Source organism: Photobacterium japonica (assembly GCF_050337005.1).
Classification (GTDB): Bacteria; Pseudomonadota; Gammaproteobacteria; order Enterobacterales; family Vibrionaceae; genus Photobacterium; species Photobacterium japonica.
Window position 1 is genome coordinate 148,320 of the sequence record NZ_JAKJSN010000009.1, and the last position, 22,540, is coordinate 170,859.

18 protein-coding genes are annotated in these 22,540 nt (G+C 50.1%); 6 read left to right on the forward strand and 12 right to left on the reverse strand.

Annotated elements, in window-relative coordinates; translation table 11 throughout:
* Window positions 1-11: 11 nt before the first annotated feature.
* Complete coding sequence (locus L4C36_RS02925) at window positions 12-1,232, forward strand: phosphopentomutase (RefSeq protein WP_428476282.1); 1,221 nt, start codon at window positions 12-14, stop codon at window positions 1,230-1,232.
* Between the two features lie 139 nt (window positions 1,233-1,371).
* Window positions 1,372-2,097, forward strand: a complete 726-nt coding sequence (gene deoD / locus L4C36_RS02930) for a purine-nucleoside phosphorylase (protein ID WP_428476283.1) — start codon at window positions 1,372-1,374, stop codon at window positions 2,095-2,097.
* Window positions 2,098-2,217: 120 nt separating this feature from the next.
* On the opposite strand, the gene L4C36_RS02935 is transcribed toward deoD, so the two are convergent.
* Window positions 2,218-2,832 (reverse strand): YtjB family periplasmic protein, encoded by a 615-nt coding sequence (locus L4C36_RS02935; protein ID WP_428476284.1) that lies wholly within the window; start codon window positions 2,830-2,832, stop codon window positions 2,218-2,220.
* 104 nt (window positions 2,833-2,936) lie between these two features.
* On the opposite strand from L4C36_RS02935, the gene serB reads away from it, so the two are divergent.
* Window positions 2,937-3,887, forward strand: a complete 951-nt coding sequence (gene serB / locus L4C36_RS02940; RefSeq protein WP_428476285.1) for a phosphoserine phosphatase — start codon at window positions 2,937-2,939, stop codon at window positions 3,885-3,887.
* A 35-nt stretch (window positions 3,888-3,922) separates the two neighbouring features.
* Here the strand turns inward: serB and L4C36_RS02945 are convergent, their stop codons facing one another.
* The gene (locus tag L4C36_RS02945) at window positions 3,923-6,292 is read right to left on the reverse strand and encodes a PilZ domain-containing protein (protein WP_428476286.1); all 2,370 of its coding nucleotides are present in this window, start codon (window positions 6,290-6,292) and stop codon (window positions 3,923-3,925) included.
* Between the two features lie 140 nt (window positions 6,293-6,432).
* On the opposite strand from L4C36_RS02945, the gene radA reads away from it, so the two are divergent.
* Window positions 6,433-7,815, forward strand: a complete 1,383-nt coding sequence (gene radA, locus L4C36_RS02950) for a DNA repair protein RadA (RefSeq protein ID WP_428476287.1) — start codon at window positions 6,433-6,435, stop codon at window positions 7,813-7,815.
* A gap of 68 nt (window positions 7,816-7,883) precedes the next feature.
* On the opposite strand, the gene ettA is transcribed toward radA, so the two are convergent.
* Window positions 7,884-9,551, reverse strand: a complete 1,668-nt coding sequence (gene ettA, locus L4C36_RS02955; RefSeq protein ID WP_428476288.1) for an energy-dependent translational throttle protein EttA — start codon at window positions 9,549-9,551, stop codon at window positions 7,884-7,886.
* 516 nt (window positions 9,552-10,067) lie between these two features.
* Here ettA and sltY point away from each other — a divergent pair.
* Both sltY and trpR read left to right on the forward strand, forming a co-directional pair.
* A complete protein-coding gene (gene sltY / locus L4C36_RS02960) occupies window positions 10,068-11,996 on the forward strand; it encodes a murein transglycosylase (protein WP_428476289.1) in 1,929 nt (642 codons plus the stop codon).
* 115 nt (window positions 11,997-12,111) lie between these two features.
* Window positions 12,112-12,426 (forward strand): trp operon repressor, encoded by a 315-nt coding sequence (gene trpR / locus L4C36_RS02965; protein WP_428476290.1) that lies wholly within the window; start codon window positions 12,112-12,114, stop codon window positions 12,424-12,426.
* Window positions 12,427-12,540: 114 nt separating this feature from the next.
* On the opposite strand, the gene yjjX is transcribed toward trpR, so the two are convergent.
* From yjjX to L4C36_RS03010, 9 genes are all read right to left on the reverse strand, one after another.
* Complete coding sequence (gene yjjX / locus L4C36_RS02970; RefSeq protein ID WP_428476291.1) at window positions 12,541-13,077, reverse strand: inosine/xanthosine triphosphatase; 537 nt, start codon at window positions 13,075-13,077, stop codon at window positions 12,541-12,543.
* A gap of 121 nt (window positions 13,078-13,198) precedes the next feature.
* Entirely contained in the window at window positions 13,199-13,837 is a 639-nt protein-coding gene (locus tag L4C36_RS02975) for a helix-turn-helix domain-containing protein (protein WP_428476303.1), read from the reverse strand.
* A 516-nt stretch (window positions 13,838-14,353) separates the two neighbouring features.
* Window positions 14,354-15,460, reverse strand: a complete 1,107-nt coding sequence (locus tag L4C36_RS02980; protein WP_428476304.1) for a M20/M25/M40 family metallo-hydrolase — start codon at window positions 15,458-15,460, stop codon at window positions 14,354-14,356.
* A gap of 171 nt (window positions 15,461-15,631) precedes the next feature.
* The gene (locus tag L4C36_RS02985) at window positions 15,632-16,309 is read right to left on the reverse strand and encodes a Crp/Fnr family transcriptional regulator (protein WP_428476292.1); all 678 of its coding nucleotides are present in this window, start codon (window positions 16,307-16,309) and stop codon (window positions 15,632-15,634) included.
* A gap of 202 nt (window positions 16,310-16,511) precedes the next feature.
* Window positions 16,512-17,237 carry a nucleoside phosphorylase gene (locus L4C36_RS02990; protein ID WP_428476293.1) on the reverse strand — a complete coding sequence of 242 codons (726 nt, stop codon included), beginning with the start codon at window positions 17,235-17,237 and terminating at the stop codon, window positions 16,512-16,514.
* A 151-nt stretch (window positions 17,238-17,388) separates the two neighbouring features.
* A complete protein-coding gene (locus L4C36_RS02995) occupies window positions 17,389-18,594 on the reverse strand; it encodes a NupC/NupG family nucleoside CNT transporter (protein ID WP_428476294.1) in 1,206 nt (401 codons plus the stop codon).
* Window positions 18,591-19,142, reverse strand: coding sequence for an NAD(P)H-dependent oxidoreductase (locus L4C36_RS03000; protein ID WP_428476295.1), 552 nt, complete (start codon window positions 19,140-19,142; stop codon window positions 18,591-18,593). Before L4C36_RS03000 ends, L4C36_RS02995 begins: the two co-directional genes overlap by 4 nt.
* Before the next feature lie 686 nt (window positions 19,143-19,828).
* On the reverse strand, window positions 19,829-22,027 hold the full coding sequence (locus L4C36_RS03005; RefSeq protein ID WP_428476296.1) for a ParB N-terminal domain-containing protein: 2,199 nt from the start codon (window positions 22,025-22,027) through the stop codon (window positions 19,829-19,831).
* Window positions 22,027-22,540 (reverse strand): hypothetical protein (locus tag L4C36_RS03010; RefSeq protein WP_428476297.1); only part of this gene is annotated, 514 nt, incomplete at its 5' end. The genes L4C36_RS03010 and L4C36_RS03005, both read right to left, overlap by 1 nt.

A 22,540-nucleotide genomic window follows, 5' to 3' on the forward strand; every position in this document is an offset into this window, starting at 1 on the left:
TGGAGTGCAAAATGAAACGTTCAATTATTCTGGTTCTGGATTCTTTTGGCATTGGTGCCACTGCAGACGCCGTTGATTTCGGTGATGTAGGTGCCAATACCCTGGGCCATATTGCACAAGCGTGTGCACGCGGCGAAGCCGATAACAGCTTACGCAGTGGTCCATTGCACTTGCCAAACTTAAACCGTTTAGGCTTGGGTAAAGCGTGTGAAGAGTCGTCAGGTGAGTTCCCAGCAGGGCTTGACCCGCAGGTTGAGATCACGGGCGCTTACGGCCACGCGGCTGAATTGTCTTCAGGGAAAGACACCCCATCGGGTCACTGGGAAATGGCCGGTGTACCGGTCTTGTTTGATTGGGGCTATTTCTCTGATCACAGCAACAGTTTCCCGACCGAATTGACCGACCGTATTCTTGTCCGTGCTGGCCTTGAGGGCTTCTTGGGTAACTGCCACGCATCAGGCACACAAGTGCTGGATGACTTGGGCGAAGCACACATGAAAACCGGCTGGCCGATTTTCTACACCTCTGCGGACTCGGTATTCCAGATCGCGTGTCACGAAGAGACCTTCGGTTTGGATAAGCTGCTTGAGCTGTGCCAGATCGCGCGTGAAGAGCTGGCCGATTACAACATTGGCCGCGTGATTGCGCGTCCGTTCATCGGCCCAGCGAAGGGCCAGTTTGAGCGTACTGGTAACCGTCGTGATTTGTCGGTTGAGCCACCAGCGCCAACCCTGCTACAGAAGTTGGTGGAAGAGAAAAACGGCGACGTGATCGCGATCGGTAAAATCTCTGACATCTATGCGGGCTGTGGTATCACGCAGAAAGTGAAAGCGACCGGTATTCCGGCGTTGTTTGACGCGACGCTAGCACAAATGCAGGTCGCGGGGGACAACACCATCGTGTTCACCAACTTCGTCGACTTTGACTCTGCTTACGGCCACCGCCGTGACGTCGCCGGTTATGCCGCGGCGCTGGAATATTTCGACAAGCGTTTGCCTGAAATTCTGGAACTGCTGCAGGAAGACGATGTGTTAGTTATGACCGCCGATCACGGTTGTGATCCCACGTGGCCAGGCACGGATCATACCCGTGAGCACATCCCTGTTTTGGTCACTGGTCCGAAGATCAAAGCGGGCTCGCTAGGCCGTCGCGACACGTTCGCCGACATCGGCCAGAGCTTGGCGGAATACTTTGGTACCACCGACATGGAATACGGGAAATCTTTCCTGTAAGCCGAACGAAAAAGACTGATCCCAGCGCCGTTTAGGTCTATATTTGCTTAGATTAACACTGCGCTGGGCAGATCTGTTGACATTGGGATGGGCGATAACAATAAGACCCACACCAACCCATGATATAAAGGAAATAACAATGGCGACTCCTCACATTAACGCAGAAATGGGTGATTTTGCAGACGTAGTATTGATGCCGGGTGATCCACTTCGCGCAAAATACATTGCAGAAACCTTTCTAGATGACGCAAAAGAAGTGTGTAACGTACGTAACATGTTCGGTTATACCGGTACGTACAAAGGCCGTAAGATCTCTGTCATGGGTCACGGCATGGGTATTCCTTCTTGCTCTATCTACGCTACTGAGTTGGTAAAAGACTTCGGCGTGAAGAAAATCATCCGTGTGGGCAGCTGTGGTGCGGTACGTGACGATGTAAACCTACGTGATGTTGTGATCGGCATGGGCGCATCGACGGATTCTAAAGTGAACCGTATGCGTTTTGGCGGCCACGATTTCGCGGCACTGGCTGATTTTGGCATGGTGAAGAACGCGGTTGATGCGGCGAAAGCCAAAGGCATCGACGTTAAAGTAGGTAACATTTTCTCTGCGGATCTGTTCTACAACCCAGATTTCGATTTCTTCCAAACGATGAACAAATACGGCATCGTGGGTGTAGAAATGGAAGCGGCAGGCATCTACGGTCTAGCGGCAGAGTTCGGCGCGAAAGCCCTAACTATCTGTACCGTGTCTGACCACATCCTACGTGGCGAAGCGACGACCTCTGAAGAGCGTCAGCTAACGTTCAACGAGATGATGGAAATCGCGCTTGAGTCTGTGTTGCTAGGCGACGCTGACGAAGCATAATCGTCATCAATCAGACGATAAAAAAGGGCAGACCTGTGGGTCTGCCCTTTTGTTTATACGGCTTTGTTTATACAGCTTGTCTATATAGTTTTGTTTTGCCGCATTAGCTCGCACCCTGCATTAGTCTTTCTTATTGGCGGTGAGCAAATACGGAAAATGCCAAATGTCTTTGCGACGGCCAAAGGTGAAGGCCAGCATGAAACCGATGACCACGGCTGCAATGATCAACGAGCGGATCACCGAGGTGATATGATCAATGTCATACAGCGTCCGTGCCAACAGGCGATCGTGCTCTAAGGTTAAGCGCAGAAATCCCACCACCTGATGCGACGTCATGATCGGTTCCACAATTTGCTGACGGCCATAACTGGCCACCGCCAACGGGGTTGAGAGTCCGGTGACTTGGGTGAGCGGCATCGCGTCGGTATTTTTAGCGATGGTCGCCCCCTCCAAACTGTAGATCGTGGCATCGAGGATCAAGGGTTCATCGGCCAAGCGTTCCACCAGCACCTGCAACTTGTCTTGATGATTCTCAACCACATTCAAGCTCGCGGTTTGTGCGGCCTGACGGGCCATCAAGCGGGTGAGGGTTTGGGTTTGTTCACTCAAGGCTTGGTAATTACGTTTGGTCAGATCCGAGCCGTATTCCAGCATCGTAATAACCGCGGCTAAACAGCCGAACACGACAAACAGTTGCCATGCTTTTTGAAAGCGCGTTTTTTTATATTTCATCATCTCAGCAGTACTAAGTGTGCCAATATTATCTTTGGGCTTGCCCTGGTAATTTACAATAGGGTAACGTGTGGCAAGACATTTACTTTAACATGGATGGTGTATAAGTGCTTAAAATAAGGAAACATACCTCTCTATATCAACGGTATCCTGCCGTGGTATCGGCCAGTAACCGTGATCGCCGTCGTGCGAACACCCTGATTTATGGTCAAGCGATCTGCCCTGAAATGGTTGCGTCCATCGAATCGACGTTGGCGGTTTCGCTGGGGTTGGCGGCGGCGTGGAAGGTAGGGCAGTATGATTGTCTGTTGGCCACGATTCCTTATTCTGAGGCGTTGGCGGAATGCGTGATCGCCCATCAGCTGGATATTGCCCATGTGCAGGATGTGCCGGATTTGTTAGAACCCGGTTTAGTGCTCATGGATATGGACTCCACCGCCATCCAAATTGAATGCATTGATGAAATCGCCGCCTTAGCCGGTGTCGGTGAAGAAGTGGCGGCCGTCACTGAGCGTGCCATGCAGGGGGAGCTGGATTTTGCCCAGAGTTTGCATCAACGCGTCGCGACGCTTGAAGGGGCTGACGAAGCGATTTTAGAGCAGGTGCGGGCAGGGTTGCCGTTGATGCCTGAGCTGCGTGAGCTGGTGGACACCTTGCACCATTATGGCTGGAAAACGGCCATAGCCTCTGGCGGTTTCACTTATTTTTCTGATCACCTGCAACACGAACTGGGACTCGCCCACGCCCAATCGAATACCCTTGAGATTGTCGATGGCAAACTGACCGGCAAGGTGCTGGGTGAGATTGTCGACGCACAAGCCAAGGCGACCATTTTGCATCGCTTGGCCGCGCAATATGACATTGCCCCGCACAATACCGTGGCGGTCGGTGATGGCGCAAATGATTTAGTGATGATCAAAGCAGCAGGGCTTGGTGTGGCCTACCACGCCAAGCCGAAAGTGCAGGCCGAATCGCCCGTGGCTGTGCGCTATGCAGCCCTCGGCGCGATTATCTGTGTATTGTCTGTCTCGTTACTGCCTCACCACCTCCGCTGGTGATCCCCGGAGCGTGAGGGCAGCGCGAGACCGTTCGGCTAGGTGATTTCTAGCCGGATCAAAACTTCATCGGTGATGTCATGCAACTCACCACACCCCATCAGAGTGCTGAGTTCTTCTTCCAAGGCACGGGCCCGGTGTAGGGTTAACCGCGCCAGTTCCCCCAATTCGCGTCGGATCAGCGTCGTCATCGGGCTCAGTACCGGCACGGCAGTGATCCGTAACGCAATGAATTCGCCGTGATAACGGGCCTGCTTAATAAATTGAATCCGTGCGTTTGTATCGGCAAAGTCATCATACAGTCGTCCTTCCACATGCTGCACCGTGTCGCCCTCCCGCTCAACCCACACATACACTTCATGCACATACGGTTGCTGGATCTCGGCGGGGCGTAAGGGGGCGGTCAGCATCCGCTTGTGACGGTCACGGAAAATCGGTTCCAGTGAGTAGCCCTCTTGTTCACCAATTTGGTGGAACAGTTTCACCAGCGGCGGCACCGGGAAGTTACAGCCAATGGCTTTGATGGTCACCTTATGGGCGTTTTTTTCGGCAAAATACGGCACGCTGTTGAGGCGGCCAAGCAGCATTTGGTGCATCGCCAGTAACAACTCGCCCCGAGGCAAACTTTCGCCACTGCGGGTCAGTTTATTCTCGTTATGCTGGATCAGTTTACGCAGGAACTGCTCGCATTTTTCGGCGCGTGCGCCCTTGCCAGTGATGAGCTGGATCTGTCGGTAATCAGGGCTGATCCGCACCACACGATAGGGGATCTGTTCCAGTGGCGCCCGTTTGTCCATCTGCTGCAAACGCGGGAAGCTGATGGTGATCGTGTCGTGGCGCTTGAGTGACAACGGCGATGATAAGGCGATGTTCAAGCCACGAGAGGAAAAATCCACGCTCTTACCGGGCAAGTTCACACCATCTTCGGTGTGAATATGTACCGGTGTTTGAAACAAGAAACGGTCTTCGCAGCGTTGCGGTTTGGGATCAAAATACACCGCTTTGGCACTGGCTACCGGATCGCGCAGGTGACGGAAAGGGTGCAGGGCACTTGCCGGCATTTTCGGTTTGAAGATCAACCGGTAGTCATGTTGCGCCTCGCAGTTACTCAGATCTTGCAATAGCCCGACATGGGTTAAGGCGCTGAGTGGGCCGATCATCTCGGGTGCGATGTCTTTGAGTGCGTCCAGGTTGTCTTGGCTGATCGGCTGTAATGTCAGGCGATACACCCGCCAACTGGCACGTTGGGCACCGACATGCCAAAACAGCTGACGCTGTTCGCGGTTCATTTCAGGCAGCGCCGCCGAGTAAAAATAGGTGTTGCCATTGTGGCAGTGGCTGAAACTATAGAGCAGGGTGCTCGATTGCTTCAGTCCGGCTTTGCCCAAGCTGGTTAAGCGGGCTTCCGACAATAATTGGTTTATCACCGGCTGGTTACGCTCATCATGCCAGTCGTCCCACACATGACGGTTGTGTGGGGTCAATAAGCTGTATTTGAGCGTGGTGCCGGAAAAGAACAGTGGCATCGCACTGCTGTGTTTGAGGTAGCAGTGTTCATAGCCGCGCGTGCGTACTTGGATCACCTTGTCTTCGTGATCTTGACGAGCGCGGTTCTGGGTACGGTCAAGGTAGTCTTCAATGGCGCTTTTGATGACGGAGCTGTCACCCACAATTTTCAGACGCAGCCATTTATAACTGTCGTGCTCATGGCTTTCGTCGATCGCCAACACGCGGTAAGCCAGGCCTTGCATCAAATGGGGGGTATTCAGTACGTCCGCCATGTTGGGAAAACGGGCGTGAACAATCATGCCAAGATGATAAGCAAACGCGGACGGCACCTTGAATTTGGCGCCGGAAAACGACAGATCGGCGGTAATGGCATTCACCACATGGCCGTCAGGCAGCTCCAGATTGACCGGTGTGCTGATATGCAGGCGGTTTTCATGGCGTGTCAGGTAATGACCAAAACGGAGCAAAGGCACATCATGCTGCGTGTCACGGCTGAGCATGGGCGTGTCGTCGGCTTGCTGCAGGGCTTGCTGTTGTTGTTTTTCCTGCTGGTGCATCACGCGGAAATTGTTGTGTGTGTTTGTCAGCGCCTCATAGAGTCCGACCCGAAATTGGCCGCTAAACGCTTTGATGCCTTGGTGATAGGTGTTCAGTGCCACGTCATCCAACCAATGGCGCAAGCCGTGTAATTCATACGGGCGACAGTCACCATTGACGCGGCCACGCAAATCAACAATTTGGTGGCAGGGCGCCATCAGGCGGTGCAGTTCCATCTTAATTTGTAACCGTGTCGGGCCATCCTCGCCTTGGGTCATCATGTCGAAGGTGTCGGTAAAGTCATCGCGGTCATAGACGGGAATGAGGCTTTCAATCACCCCTTTATACGTGTTGAGTAACATAGTACTTTTTTATTTTGAAGGTCTTCGTTTATTATCGGTCCTTTGCCCCAAAAATTGAGCCTATATACGTGTGCAATGGTCATATTTCTTGTTGCTGAGCCGTTGGCGGGGCAGTGTGTGCCGTAAAGTGAGGGGCTATCATGGCGAAAATCAAACGTGCGTATGTCTGCAGTGATTGTGGCGCCGACTTTCCTCGCTGGCAGGGGCAATGTAGCGCCTGTGCTGCCTGGAACACCATAACCGAATTTACTGTACCGAAAACCCGTGCGGCGGTTGGGGCGACGAGTGCCGCCAACAGTTATGCTGGTGCGGCGACCAAGGTACAAAAACTCTCAGACGTTGAGAGTAAAGATTTACCGCGTTACACCTCGGGGATCTCTGAACTGGACCGCGTGTTTGGCGGTGGAATTGTGCCGGGCTCGGTATTGTTGTTGTGTGGCGATCCGGGGGCGGGCAAATCCACCTTGCTGTTGCAAAGCATTGGTGCGGTGGCGAGCACTAAAACCGTTTTGTATGTATCGGGTGAAGAGTCGATTCATCAGATCTCTCAGCGTGCGCAGCGACTGGGTACGCAAAATGTAGACAAAATTCATGTGGTGGCGGAAACCTCGGTCGAGCAGGTTATCCAGCATATTACCGAACACAACATTGAATTTGTGATCATTGACTCGATCCAAACCATGACGGTGGCGCACAGCGATTCAGCGGCCGGTAGCCCGAGTCAGGTGAAAGAGTCAGCCGCTGCGCTGACTCGCTTTGCGAAGACGCAAGGGGTGACCTTCATGATCGTGGGCCACATCAATAAAGATTCCAATGTGGCAGGCCCGATGCAGCTGATCCACATCGTGGATGGTCTGTTTGCACTGTCGTCGACCGCGGATGAAAAGTTCCGCGTCTTGCGCACCTCGAAAAACCGTTTCGGGGCTGATTCCGAGTCGTGCTTCTTTGCCATGACCGAAACCGGCATGAAACAGGTGAAAAACCCGTCGGCCTTGTTCCTGAGCCGATCGGATAAGAACCATGCGGGCTCGGCCTGTACCACGTTGTGGGAAGGGACGCGTCCGTTGCTGGTGGAGATCCAGGCGCTGTGTAATAACTCGGTGACAGAGAACCCACGCCGTTTAACCGTGGGGTACGACGGTAACCGCTTGGCGATGTCGATTGCCGTATTGGCGCGCCACGGCGGGGTGATGCTGTCAGACATGGACATTTTCGTGAACTGTGTCGGCGGGATCAAGATTGAAGAAACCTCGGCGGACTTGGCGGTGTTGCTGTCGATTTTCTCTAGCTTTAAAAATGCGCCTATTCCGCAGGATGTGTTGGTGTTTGGGGAAATTGGTTTGAACGGGGATATCCGTCCGGCCGCGAATGGTATCGAGCGTATTCGTGAAGCCGCAAAACAAGGCTTTACGCGAGCGATTGTGCCAAAAGCCAATGCCAGCCGTCAGATCAGCGGGATTGAGATTATGCCCGTTGAAGACTTGCAAGAGGCATTGTCTGCGTTTGATCGCGTGGCCAAATAACGCCGCGTTGTTGAGAACAACAAAAAGGGCTGCCATGAGGCAGCCCTTTTTTATAGGGTATAAACGAATTACTTCGTCATACGCTTGTACTTGATGCGGTGCGGCTCTGCCGCCTGTGCGCCAAGGGTTTTCTTCAACCAATCGGTGTATTCGGTGTAGTTACCTTCAAAGAAGTTAACCTGACCTTCGTCACGGTAGTCAAGAATGTGGGTAGCAATACGGTCAAGGAACCAACGGTCGTGCGAGATCACCATGGCACAGCCAGGGAACTCCAACAACGCTTCTTCCAGTGCACGCAATGTTTCTACGTCCAAGTCATTGGTCGGTTCATCGAGTAGCAATACGTTGCCGCCCGCTTTTAGCAGTTTGGCTAAGTGAACACGGTTACGCTCACCACCGGATAGGTCACCAATGATTTTCTGCTGATCGCTGCCTTTGAAGTTAAAGCGAGACGCATATGCACGAGCAGGAATTTCAAAGTTGTTGATACGGATGATCTCCGCCCCTTCTGAAATTTCTTGATAGACCGTGTTCTTGTCGTTCATGCTGTCACGGAACTGATCCACCGACGCCAGTTTCACGGTTTCACCCAGCTCAACGGTGCCCGAATCAGGCTGTTCAACACCGCTTAGCATCTTAAACAGGGTCGATTTACCCGCGCCGTTCGCACCAATGATGCCGACAATCGCGCCTTTTGGCATGCTGAACGACAGGTTGTCGATCAGTACGCGATCGCCAAACGATTTCGTCAGGTTCTTCACTTCCAGCACTTTGTCACCTAAACGCTCACCCGGCGGGATGAACAGTTCGTTGGTTTCGTTACGACGCTGGTGATCGGTGGTGTTAAGCTCTTCAAAGCGCGCCATACGCGCTTTTGATTTCGCCTGACGGCCTTTTGGATTCTGGCGAACCCACTCAAGCTCTTTCGCGATGGTTTTCTGGCGAGCATTCTCTTGAGAAGATTCTTGCTGCAAACGCGCATCTTTTTGCTCAAGCCATGAGGTGTAGTTACCTTGCCATGGAATACCTTCACCACGGTCAAGTTCTAGGATCCAGCCAGCCGCGTTATCCAAGAAGTAACGGTCGTGCGTGATAGCCACAACGGTACCGGTGTAATCAACCAGGAAGTGCTCCAGCCATGCAACCGATTCTGCATCCAAGTGGTTCGTCGGTTCATCCAGCAGCAGCATGTCTGGCTTATCAAGCAGCAGGCGGCAGATCGCCACACGACGACGCTCACCACCCGACAGGAACTTCACTTTCGCGTCCCATTCAGGCAGGCGAAGGGCATCGGCCGCACGTTCAAGTTGCATCTCAAGGTTGTGACCGTTTTTGGTCTCGATCAAGGCTTCTAGATCGCCTTGCTCTTTGGCCAATTTGTCAAAATCGGCATCTTCTTCTGCGTAGGCCGCGTAAACCGCGTCCAGACGCGCGAGCGCATCTTTCACATCCGCGACGGATTCTTCAACCACTTCACGGACGGTTTTTTCTTCGTCCAGTACCGGCTCCTGTGGGAGGTAACCCACTTTAAGGCCAGTTTGTGGGCGTGCTTCACCTTCGATGTCGGTATCAATACCCGCCATGATGCGAAGTAGGGTGGATTTACCCGAACCGTTCAGACCCAATACGCCGATTTTGGCGCCAGGGAAGAAGCTCAGTGAAATATCTTTTAGGATTTGACGCTTTGGTGGGACGATTTTACCCACGCGCGACATGGTATAGACGTATTCAGCCATATCCGTTTGCGATCTCTAAACTAAATGAAAGGGAGTATTTTACCTGTTCTGGACACAAGTTTAACAGCTATGTTGATAATTGTTGGCGATTACCCGATGCATTCTGATGCTTCTCGGCCACTTCGCGAACATGTTCGTGGACGCGATCACAGTCACAGGCAAGATGGACGGTGTGCTGACGTGGCGGTTGTGTGAGCGATAACGGGACGAGAGACGGGCAATCGGGGTGCGTTGGCGAAAAAAGCCGATGAAAACGGTAAGAAAAAACCACGGGAAATACCCCCTAATACATACCTGCCGACGATGAGGCTGTCTATAATTTTAGTGTTTGCGCTCCGTGGATGTGTGCAGGGTATCATTCAGTACAGTGCGGGGTTTGACGTCAATCCAACCTTGCCGAGCGTGACTTGTGGTCGATGGCAGATATATGCAATATAACACTGTTATCGCGACCGAAATAAAAGATAACCAGAATCGGCATGGACGAACGAAGAATGGGATGGTGCTGTGCATAGCATGAAAAATCGAAACAGATTATCAGGATGGGCCTTGTCGCTGGGGATGCTGCTATTGCCGCTCTCTATGGCGCAAGCGGCCACCTTGGACGAGCAGCGCGAGTGGTATGCACAAGCGCAGGCCGCATTAGACGCGCAAGACATGCCGGCCTACCAAGCCCTACGCAGCCAGTTGGATGCGTATCCCTTGGTGCCGTATTTGGATTACCGCGAGTTTTCCCTGTTGCTGCCGACCAAAAGCCCGGAAGACGTGAAGACGTTTGTTGAGGAATTTAACGCCTTGCCGTTCAGTGGCACGATCCACGATCGCTATCTGTACCAACTGGCGCGCACGCAACAATGGAAAACCTTCCTGACCATGCAACCGGAGGCGCCGCGAGGCCAGGCATTGCAGTGTTATTACTACACCGCCAAATTGGAAACCGGCGACAAAGCGCAAGCATGGAAAGGTGCCAAAGCTGCGTGGCTGACAGGCAATTCGACCCATGATACGTGTGATCCGTTACTCGATGCCTGGAAAGGGGCGGGTAAGCTCAGCAATGGCCTGATCTTGGATCGCATGCTGTTGGTCTACGGTGAGGGTAACAAGAATCGCCTCAAGTACCTGCGCAAGCAGTTATCCGGCAACAGCCAGCAAGCGGGCGACACCATTATTAGCCTGTATGATAAACCGGCAGGGGTGGCCGCGTTTGCTAAACGCAGTAAGGTCACGCCGTTTAACCAACAGCTGACCACCTTGGCGTACAAAAAACTGGTGCGCAGCGATGTGGACGAGGCGATTGCGCAATACACCGCCACCATGAAAGGGCAGCATTTCAGCCAAGTCAAACAGCAACAGTTGGCGGACTACACCGCCAGCCGCTTAATGGCGACGCAGGATGCCGACATGCAGCAGTGGCGAGATAAGACGTTGGCACAGAGCCAGTCTATTTCACTGCTGGAGCGACGGATTCGCCAAGCAATGCGCGAAGACGATTGGGATGCGGTGGTGCAGTGGGTTGATCGCTTGCCAGCAAAAGCGAAAAAAGACATTCGCTGGCGTTTCTGGCAAGCCCGATTGGATGAGATGGCCGGCCGTGATGAGCAGGCCAAAGCCGGTTATACCGCGCTATTAGGTCAGCGTAATTTCTACAGTGCGGCTGCCGCGACGGTATTGGGTGAGCCGATCACATACCCGACCAAGACGGTGACAGACACCTCGGCAGTGACCAAAAAGTATCAAGAGACATTGGTGCGGATCAAAGAGCTGGTGGTGGAAGACAAAGTGCTGGCCGCAAACCGTGAGTGGCATTATTTGATGCGCGGTTTAGATCAGAACGAGATCGCGGCGCTGGCGGCGTATGCCGCCAAGCACAAGTGGCACCACTTGGCTGTGCAGGCGACCATTGCCGGTAAACTGTGGGATCACATTCCGCTGCGTTTCCCGATCGCGCATAAATGGTGGTTTGATTTCTTCAGTAAGCAGCGTGAACTGTCGACGGTGACCATGATGGCACTGGCGCGACAAGAAAGCGCGATGAACGTGGAAGCCATGTCGCCGGTGGGCGCACGCGGCTTGATGCAGTTGATGCCCGCCACGGCGAAAGCGACCGCGAAGAAGTTGGGACGCAATTACGCCGGGAAAGACAGCCTGTTTGATCCGGGGGTCAACATTCGCTTGGGGAGCGGTTACCTCAAAATGATGCTGGAGCGTTACGACAACAACCGTATTTTTGCCTTTGCCGCCTACAACGCGGGCCCGAGTCGGGTGGATCGCTGGCGTGCAGGCACGGACGGTAAGTTGGACGCGTATGCCTTCATTGAAGCCATTCCGTTCAATGAAACGCGCGGTTACGTGCAGAACATTTTGATGTTTGAGATTTATTACGGCGAGTTGATGGGACAAATGCCGCCGTTGCTCAGAAAGAATGAATTAGCTGCAAAATACTGATTGTTTTGGACTGAACGACGCAGCGTAAAAGGAATTTTCGGGCTAGGGGCTAGGTAGTCTTGGCGTAAAGGGATAGAATCAGTACTCGAAAACGAGTACATCAAATGAGGATGACATGTCGAATAGCCAAGAAACACCGGAATTTACCGAGTGGCAACAAGTACTTGATATTTTACGTCAAGCAACCAGCGAGCAGAGAGACGATACGTTACTGAAGCTGTTGTTGACCCCAGATGAACGGACGGTGTTACTCTCGCGCGTCAATATTCTGCATGAATTGCTCAACGGTGATCGCAGCCAACGTAAAATCAGTGAGTTATTAGGCGTTGGGGTGGCGACCATCACCCGTGGCTCCAATGAACTCAAGCACCATGATAATGACACCAAGGTGTGGTTATCTGCCTTGTTGGACGCGCAAAAGCCGCGTTAAGGCATGTGTGCCGGATGTAAAAAGCCCCCAGCGTATTCGCGCTGGGGGCTTTTTTATGTGCGGTGATCCGTTCTACATCCCGGTATAACAGCGCGATGCGTAGGATGCGTGCATTCAGGCGGTTTCGGCCGGAAACAGTTCCGGCTGCATGAATGGGATCAACGCCAAAATCAGGGCTTGCTGATACACCGAGCTGCGGCTGAGTAAGTGGTGGGTCAGCAGGGCAATCGCACCGCCTTTTTGTTTGATGTTGGTTTGGTTAAACATCGCATCCATCACATCACCGAGTTCCAGCCCTTGGTGCAGTTGTTCGAGCGCGGCAGGGGGCAAAGGCAGTGAGGCAGAGCGGGCTTCGCCGCGACGTGACGTGTGACCGTCTTCAATCACCATCCACGCGAAGGTCAGATCGCCATCCAGCCCCGCTTCAAGTCCCACATAGTAGTCGGCCTCGGGTATGGCGTGTTTGGCATTACGGACACGAGTGCGCGCACCGTGCAGGGTTTCATCTGCTGTCATGGGTTGTTCGCTGACCCCACTGGCGACACTGACCCCTTGAATGGAAAAATTCAGTTGGGGAAAGGCGAGGGCAAACGCGTGCTCAACGGCAGAAATTTTAGCAGGGTTGGTGGAAGCAACAACAATGGCAGGCATGACAATCATCCATTTGAAAGAGAGGGGATGATTGTATCGTCTTACAGGGACAAGGGTATACGTCTTGGCGGCGCAATGTTACACCGCCAAGCGATACGTCATGGCTGCAAGGCAGCGGATATTAACGATCGTAAGCCCAATCTGACTGGATGATGAAGCCGTGGATCTGGAATTCACCGTTGTTCACAAACAAGTTCGGGAAATCCGGTTGTGAGGTCGAGAACACCACGCCGTCAGCCAACTGCGTCATGTGGTAGAAATCCGGCTCACTGCCGCGTACTGACGCGAATACAGGTTGCTTAGGACGGTATGACGCCGTTTTGGTTGCCAGTGCGTAGCTACCGATCGGTGCACACTGTGCGATGTTTTCATTATCAACCAGCAGACCGAGGCACTCTTCACGCACCAAGTGTTGTGGGATCGCACGCTTGCTTACCACGTCGACCGTTGCACCATTGCTGAAAGACATGAAATCTTTACGGTGAATAATCGGGATGTAGGTGCTGGTTGTACCTTGCTCTGACGCGTTATTAATTGTCGTAGTGGCCTGAGTACCGGTGTCTACTTGTCCGGTTAATAGGTAGCTGATAGAGGTGTTGAGGGCTTCCGCGATTTTTTCCAGTTCACGGACTTCAATCCCGTATTTGCCGGATAGCTTACGGCTCATCGTTCCCTGCTGTAGCTCAAGTGCTTCGCCAAGTTGTTTCTGGCTGATCCCTTGAATTTTCGCTAAACGCTTAATTCGCTCTAAATATTCCATACTCACTAGCTTCCTGCTCAAAAAAAGGTTAGATGCAACATGCATTCTTAAAAGTCATATTGATTGTACTGATAACAGCGAAGAAGGGATCCAAAGGGTATAAAAAATGCGATTGGTTTCGACATGGGAATATCGCTAATTTATAAGATGGGAAATTTTTGGCTCAAAATTTTGTAATCGAATTAAGCGGTGACCCCTCTTCGCCGTGGAGCAAGATCACTTTTTATGGTCGGATGTCCAGAGTCGTCACTTTGAGTCAAAAAAGTCTCGTTTATTGATTTTTGTCACAAGCCTTTGTTTTTTATGGGCTTTGTGTGTTTCTTGCTTTTGTTGATAAAAATAACAAAACAACGGTTTATGAAGTGATGGTCGGCGTGCATTTTATTTGTCACTAATGACCTTTTTCTTGATTAAGCGTCAAAAATAAGATGATAAAGCCAACATTTTGACGTGAAGGGGGTATTCTTTTGAGGAATAAAGAAAAGGGTGCGCAGAGCAGGCGCCCTGCGCAGGCTGTTAGCGGGTCAGGTAAGTCACAAGGAACTGGCTGATCGCCACCATGTCTTCGACTTTAATGAATTCTTCCGTGGTGTGTACCTTCGACATGCCCGTCGATAGGTTCACGGTTTTCAGGCCACGGCCATTGAAGACGTTCGCATCGCTGCCACCGCCGGTGGATTTGGTGATAGCGTCAATGCCATTGGCTGCAAAAGCGGCTTTAATACCGGCAATCAGACTGTCGTCTTCGTTGATGCGGTACGCGTTGTAGGCACGGGATGACACGATATCGACCGTGGCGCCGTGCTTGTCTGCGGCTGCTTCAAATGTCGCCACCATGTGATCCACCTGCGCTTGCAGCTTGGTATCGTCTAGCGAGCGCGCTTCGCCTTCAAGGTAGAGTGATGGCATGACGATGTTGGTCGCTTGACCGCCTTTCACCACACCAATGTTGGCGGTGGTTTCATGGTCGATACGTGACAGTTGCATGTGGCTGATTGCATCCGCGGCTACTGTCAGGGCATTGATCCCTTCTTCCGGCGCCAAACCTGCGTGTGCCGGTTTGCCCTGAAGGGTGATTTTCAGGTTTTGCTGACCCGGTGCCGTGGTGATGATGGTGCCGATCGGGCCGCTAGAATCCAATACGATCGCTTGTTGTGATTGGATCTGACTCATGTCGAAGTTTTTCGAGCCGTGCAGGCCGCCTTCTTCAAACACGGTGAAGGCGATTTCGATACTCTGGTGTGGCAAGCCCGCGGCTTGGATCACGCGGATCGCTTCGAGAATGGCGGCAATACCGGATTTATCATCGCCACCCAAAATGGTGTCGCCTTTTGAGCGGATGATGCCATCTTCAATGATGGGCTCAATGCCGATGCCTGGGGTCACGGTGTCCATGTGGCAGCTCAGGAGAATGCTGCCCGGCAGCGTGCCTGCCAGTTTGGCGTACAGGTTAAAGCCATTAGACAGATCGGCCGGTACTGCCAGCTTGTTCACGCTGAAGCCCAGTGCGCCAAGTTGTTCAGCCAAGGTTTCTGCGACGGCTTTTTCGTTGCCCGATTCGCTGTCGATTTTTACCAGATCAATGAAGTGTTGAACCAAACGGTCCTGATTAACTTGGGTCATCATGTATCCTCGAGAATCCCATCAAAGGGGATCATCTTAAGGGAATTTCCCCATGACTTTTTGATCTTGCCCCCAATATCGCGGGGTGAATCACTAACAATTGGCGCTTGTTAAGTGTGTTATATCGACTTGTTAATGGCATTTGGTGGATGTAGCCATTCTGCGGCGTATTCAGCAAACCGCAATGAAAGCCTCAAGCGCGGCGTGATCCACAATGTGGATGTGGTTGCCGTTTTTCGCAATCAAGTTTTGCTCAATCAAGGTATTTAAGGCGCGGCGGTAGACGCGGCTGGAGGTACCAAAGCGCTCGGCTTCTTGTTCTATCTTATCAAACGCCCCCAATGAGACTTGGCTGTTGTGACGTTGCCAAAGATCGAACGCGATGTTGTACGCGATAGGGTGCAAGACGCGGTGGGTGTAGATCTCCATCGATTCCTGATAATCCCACGCCAGTGCCGAGGCGAAAAACAGGGCCAGATGCGGTTGCTCGGTCAGGCATTTTTGCAGGCGAGTGGCACAAATGACCTTGGCGTCGAGCGGTTCATCGGCCACCACATTCCATTGGCACGGCTGACTGGTGAAAAATTCCATTTCGCCGAATACGTGCTGATCACACTGTACTTCTCCGAGCTGAAACCGGCGACCATTACTGGCGCAGGTGTGCATGGACACACGCCCGGTAGGGATCACAAACAGTTGGGTGACCGGTTGGCCTTGCTCTAACAGGGTATCGCCAGCCGTCAGTATGCGGGTACCGGTTTGGCACGCAAACAACGCCTGCTCAAACGCCTGTTGTTGCGGCGCAAGTAAATCGGCAAAGCGGGTGGAAGGCATGGGATGTAATTGCATTTTGAACGGCACTCAAAATAAAGAGCGCGCAGTATACAAAAAAGTGCTCGTCGTCCCAAGGTGTAGAAGGCCGCTGATCGCACCCCGTGTGGTCTTTTTGTATGGGGTGTGATCAGGGCTGGGTGTCAGGGATGTCCCCTGTGTGTTGTGTTGCTTTTACTTATTAGTTTCGCTTGCTAGCACCGAGAACCTAGAGTCGCGATCAACAGGTCAGCGCATGCAGCGCCGCCAGAATGGCATGGCGCTCTCCTTGGCTGGTGGCCTCAGACTCGGCCACATAATCGGCCACGCCTTCTTGTACATCTTGCTCAAACCGCACCACGTTCGTCAGGATCGTAGCCACTTTCATGCCACGCAGACGACCTACCGTTAGTAGGGCAGCGGTTTCCATATCCGCACCTAATACGCCTTTTTTGTGCCAAAATTGGCAGATCTGCTGTTCCTCATCGGTATAGAAGCTATCGTGTGAGCGCACGACACCGGCGTGAGCCGTAATCGCCGCGTGGGCACAGTAAGCCTGCAGGCCGTTGATCAGGCTGGTATCGCTGTAGGCCGGAAACGCCGCCGGTACATAACTGTTTGATCCGCCCTCATCACGCACGGCCGCTTCGGCGATGATCAACTCGCCCAAGCCAATGTGGTGTTGCAACGCCCCGGCCGAGCCGACGCGCACCAAATGTGTCGCGCCACACAGGCGCAGTTCTTCTAATGCGATTAGCGCAGAGGCCGCACCAATTCCAGTGCTGCACACGGTGATCGGCGTGCCTTGGTACTGGCCGCGCATCAAGCGGAATTCACGGTTTTCGGCCAGACATTCCACGTCCGTCAAATGTTCAGCGATACGGTTAACGCGGTCTGGCTCACCACACACAATGACCTTGTCTGTGATCTGGTGGGGTTCAACTAAAAGGTGAGGCTGCTTGCTCATTAATGCCCTTACTCCGCCATCGTGACGGCTTGTTACAGTTACTAAAAATGGGTGTTACACAGAACGTCACACAAAAAGGTGACGAAAAAAGAACGATAAAAAAGCCGTGGGCTGACAAGCGCCAACCCACGGCGGTATTGCTAAAACGTTGTTAGACGAATAGGCCGACAATCGCCGCGTTCATCAGGTTGGCCAGCGTTGCCGCCAACAGTACCTTCATGCCCAACTGGCCGATCAATCCTGCGCGTGCCGGGATCATCTTGCTCAGCGCACCACACACCATGGCGACCGAGCCGATGTTGGCAAAGCCACACAAGGCGATAGTCATGATCGCGGTTGAGCGATCGGTCATCTCTACGCTGTTCATGCTGGCGAAGGCCACGAATTCATTCATCGCGATCTTCTGGCCCAAGAAGGCCCCTGCGGTCATGGCTTCATCCCACGGAATACCGATCAGCCATGCCACGGGCGCAAACAGGGTACCGAGAATGACATCCACCGACAGGTTCGGTACGCCCAGCAATTCGCCAATCGCGCCAAGGCCGCCGTTCAGCATCGCCATCAGGCCGATACACGAGATGATCACCGCACCGACAATCGCGGCAATGCCCACGCCGGTAATAGCGCCTTTGGCGACTGCATCAATGAAGCTGGTGGGCTTCTCATCGTCTGGCAGCTCAGGCACTTCATCAATAGTGGATTCGCTTTCTGGAATGATCATTTTCGCGAACATCAGGCCCGCGGGTGCCGACATGAAACACGCCATGATCAGGAAGTTCAGATCCACGCCCATGCCCGCTAAGCCTGCCAAAATCGACCCCGCGATAGACGACAGGCCGCCTACCATGATGGCGAAGATCTGCGCGCGGGTCAGTACGTGGTGGTACGGTTTCACCAATAGCGGCGCTTCCGTTTGGCCCAGCACAATGTTACCGGCCGCATTCATTGATTCTGCGCGCGAGGTGCCCAGTACTTTTTGCAGGCCGCCACCGATGATCAACACGAACCACTGCATGATGCCCAAGTAGTAAAGTAACGAGGTCAGTGACGCGGTAAAGATGATTTGTGGCAGCACTTGCAGCGCCCAGACAAAGCCGATGCCATCAACGCTGAAGTTCACCAGATTGCCAAAGGCAAAGCGGATCCCTTCTGCGCCGTAGCCAAACACCTTGCCCACGGTATTAGAGACCGCCAGCAGCACGCCGCCGCCGGCTTCAGTAGCGAGTACGAAAAACGCGACTGTCAGGATGATGCCGAAGGCACCGACCACCGCACGCCAGCTAATTTGGCGACGGTTTTCAGAGGCTAAAAAGCCGATGGAAAGTAGGACTGCTATCCCTAGCAATGATTGCATCATGCACGTGACTCCTGGTGCGCGTTAACCGCGTCGATAATGCGTGTGGCATGGGTGTGCGCCAGTGCCAGCGTGTTGTCTTTGTCGCCGCCTTCTTTAGGCGTCGCGTTCATTTCAAAGGTGATTAGGGTATCTAAAATCGTCACTTCTGCCGCGCGGAACGGGTGTTCATACGCGACTTGGTAATGCTCAAACGGCAAGAAGTTAAAGCCGGTGGTGCTGTAAGACTCGGCCGTTGCCCCCGCTGTGACTGAGAACAAGAACGGCTTGTCTTTCAGTTGACTGCCTTCTGGCCCAAAGGCAAAGCCGTAGGTGAACACGTCATCGATCCACTTTTTCAGCACGGCCGGATAGGTGCTCCAGTACAGCGGGAACTGCACCACAATCACATCCGCGTCTAGCAGGCGTTGTTGCTCGGCGCGAATATCGCCGGCAAAGCCCGCTACCGAATGAAAAGTCCAATCCGTTTGTGCGGTCAAGTCCGCCAGAATCGTCGCGTTCGACACCGATTGAGACAAGTCAGGGTGTCCATTGATAACAAGTACGTTCATACAGAATCCTAAAAAGAGAGCAAGGGCCTGAGCGTGCCGTTCAGGCTTGTCAAAAGGGTCTATCACCGGTTATTCAACCGGGTGGTACGGGGTGTTACGAGGTGGTTTTACCACCGGGCAGGCGATTGTTATTGTTATGCGCTGCCTTTATGGCCGCGATTATAAAGAGCCTCGTCGGGGAGGTGTGAGGACATTTGTCCTGTGGTTCCTGAAATAGATTACATGGTGTGAGAAAGTTAATAGCACTCATTGTTTTTTATAAATTTGGTAGGAATAATACGGAAAAGAAGGCGAATCACATACTTTTAGAATAAGAAACACAGATGCATTCAATGAGCTGTAAAACCTTCTATTAAAGTTAACCATCTGTTTTTACTGCACTGAGAGCTATAGTGTGTACGCGGTTAACCTAGCAATATATAAACACATCATTGGTAATAAATATACGTAAAGAATAGAAGTGACCAACTAGAAGTTACGGATGCGACTCAAGCAATTAGTGTATAAAAAAATAGGATGATCTAAAAGTGAAGGAATGCACGATAAAGTTATTTATACGTCTGTAGCGCCTTATTTTCATTTGTTATCAACTGGTTGGAGTTACGACCTACAAAGACAAGGAGGATGATATGAATAGAGAGGAGTACAAGATTACTTCTCACTATTCATATGTTGAAAATAGTAATTTAAATTACTGATTTTCTATTTAAATGACCAAGCATTGATTTGTAAATGTTTTTCGWGTCATTTTTAAGCTGCGATTTTATCTCTGTGCTAAGTTCGACGTCAGATGGTAAACGCTCTTTTCTAATGYATTTGGAAATTTCTCTTTTATAAACTTTATCTTCAACATCATTCCTCAGCAGGGATAGTTCATCGCTTAAAACATCTTTAAGGTGATGGTCGATAGGTAGTGATTTATCCCACAGCTCTAAGAGTAAGTATCGATATGCAGGCCAAGCATCAGGTTGCATGTCAGATGGATAAACGACGCTTCTAAATGTATCATCTGAGTTTTCAGAGATATGTTGGAAATCATCAACGCTATCACCACTTACATTACCTGAAAGTAAACAAATTAGATTTTTTAATTTTGAAATTGATTGTGGTACAAATGTAGCTTCAATGCTTTGTAAGTAATCATCAAAATATTGACTAGCATTATCTTCTTGATCAACTTTTGCAAGTATATCGAAAAAACCACAAATGATAGCGCTTTGGAATGCGACTGATGTGAATATGTTTGAATACCATTTGTCGATTTCTTTTCTAAGGTGTGATTTAAGCTTTCCTGTTCTATCATCAATAACTTCACTGTTACTCAAATTAGATAAAAAGCGTTTTGCACGCATTTCTTTAAAGTCTTCAATTTGAACATCCAGTGCTTCTTTAGTCGCATCAAGGTTGTATTTTAACTCTTGTAATCGTGGTAAATTTGAGTTTTGCTTTATTTTCTCTGAAAGGTTATCTCGATGGTCTTCAAATGTTCGGATAATTCCCTGACCTTCGAAAAGCATAGGCTTTAGTTGTACATTAGAATGATTGTTTACAATATGCCTTAATGCTTCAGCGGCATCATTATGTGATGAGTAAATTTTTAACGTCTCAAACGTTTTAATTATAATTGAACCGTATGTTTTATCGAATTTTTCGGTTAACTTTTCTATCTGTTCTTTATTGAAAAAATCTCTTCGTATTGATTCTACAGCATTATGACCAAGAGATTCGTAACAATTCAATCGTCTCAGAGCCGGTTTTATTTTTTCATTAGTTGTTCTAGTTGAAAACCGCCCACTTCGATTTGATAATCCATTTAAGTCACCTGAGTCATTTAACATTAAGTGTTCAATAATGTAATAAAAGTGGTTGACTGCAGATAAGGCTATCGGGTTAGATATTTTTTGCTTATCACCATCTTGATCTAGTTCAATGCAATGAATATTTAAATTAGAGCTTGAATTTATGTCTGATTTTTTAATTTTTGATAGTGTTGACCTCATAAAGCTGGAAATAATGTCATTATCATTTAATAACATGTTGCGTGTTTTAGTTACTGGCTTTGCATTTTTATTTAAGGTAAGAAATATTGATCTTGCTGCTTTTTTTAGATCGAAATTATTATCAGGGTTTTCATTACTATATTTAGCATCAAGAGAGGGTACTGTGCAAAGTATTACAGGAAGTTGAATTGAAGCTAAATCAAATTCTCTGATGTAATCAGAAGCCCATTCTTCATAATAACTTTTAAACGGTTTTCTTCTTTCGTCTGTCCATTTATCCTTTATGTTTCTGAATAATGCTAATAAGGCCATTGCACGATGTTGACCATCGACAATGATCATCTTTGTTCTTGATGTGCTAATCGAAAATCTTGCTAAGTCATGGTTTAACTTATTTCCTTCAGTGAAAGGTTGCTTGAACTCAAAAGCATCACCTGCTCTTGTTACATAGTATCCATCAGGACAACTATCATCGCCATCGACCACTCCGTTAAATACTGTAGGGTAATAGTCTGCAGGTTTGTTAGTATCACCTTGCAATGGTAAACACATAACTACTATTGGTGGGAAAAATTTGATAGTTCCTGATTGTGACGAGTCTAAAATATAAGGTATTAACTCTTTCGATACTCTTGCATCATCAATATCACGTTGCATCATTTCATCAAATTCTTGTGCATTAATATCAAAAATTTCACGAACAGGGCACAGTGCGTTTAGAAAATTCTCATTGTCACCTTCCGTAGTGTCAAGACTTACATGAGTTAAAAAATATTTAACCTCTTGAGACTCATCTCCACCAAAAGATACTTTAAAATTACCTATTGAACCTTCAAGACGTAGGTCCAAATTAGCTTGTCTTCTTCTTACTGGCGCTAGTCCCATTACTTTCTCCCCAATATTGGATAATTAATTCGATTTAAAATATTTTCAAATGCGTTATGAAYTCTATCTTGTCCTTCAATTTCAATATAAACAACAAACATAAATGATGTTATATATGATCTTTCACAAACTCTATGTGCAAAGCTGCTATCTCTTATATCAGTTTCATCATTTGTTGTTTCTAGTTTATTTCCTTCCTTAATTTTTATTATCTTTTCTTTGTGTTGGTTAAGTCTCTGATACAAATTATCGGCCATACCGATATAAACTGGGCTTAGGAAGTGTTCACTAATAGAACCTAGTATTTCTTTTATTTGTACAAGTGAAATTTCTTTTGTTTCAATTTTATTGATTAAGCTATCCGAAACCAGATCATCATGACTAACCAATCCTTTATACGAAGGTTTTAATTGGCCTGAAATGGTAACAATATAATCCTCTTCCTTATAGAAATTAAATATATTATCCATTAGGAATTTTTTTATTATGCTCTTTCTTTCATTTGTTTTTTTT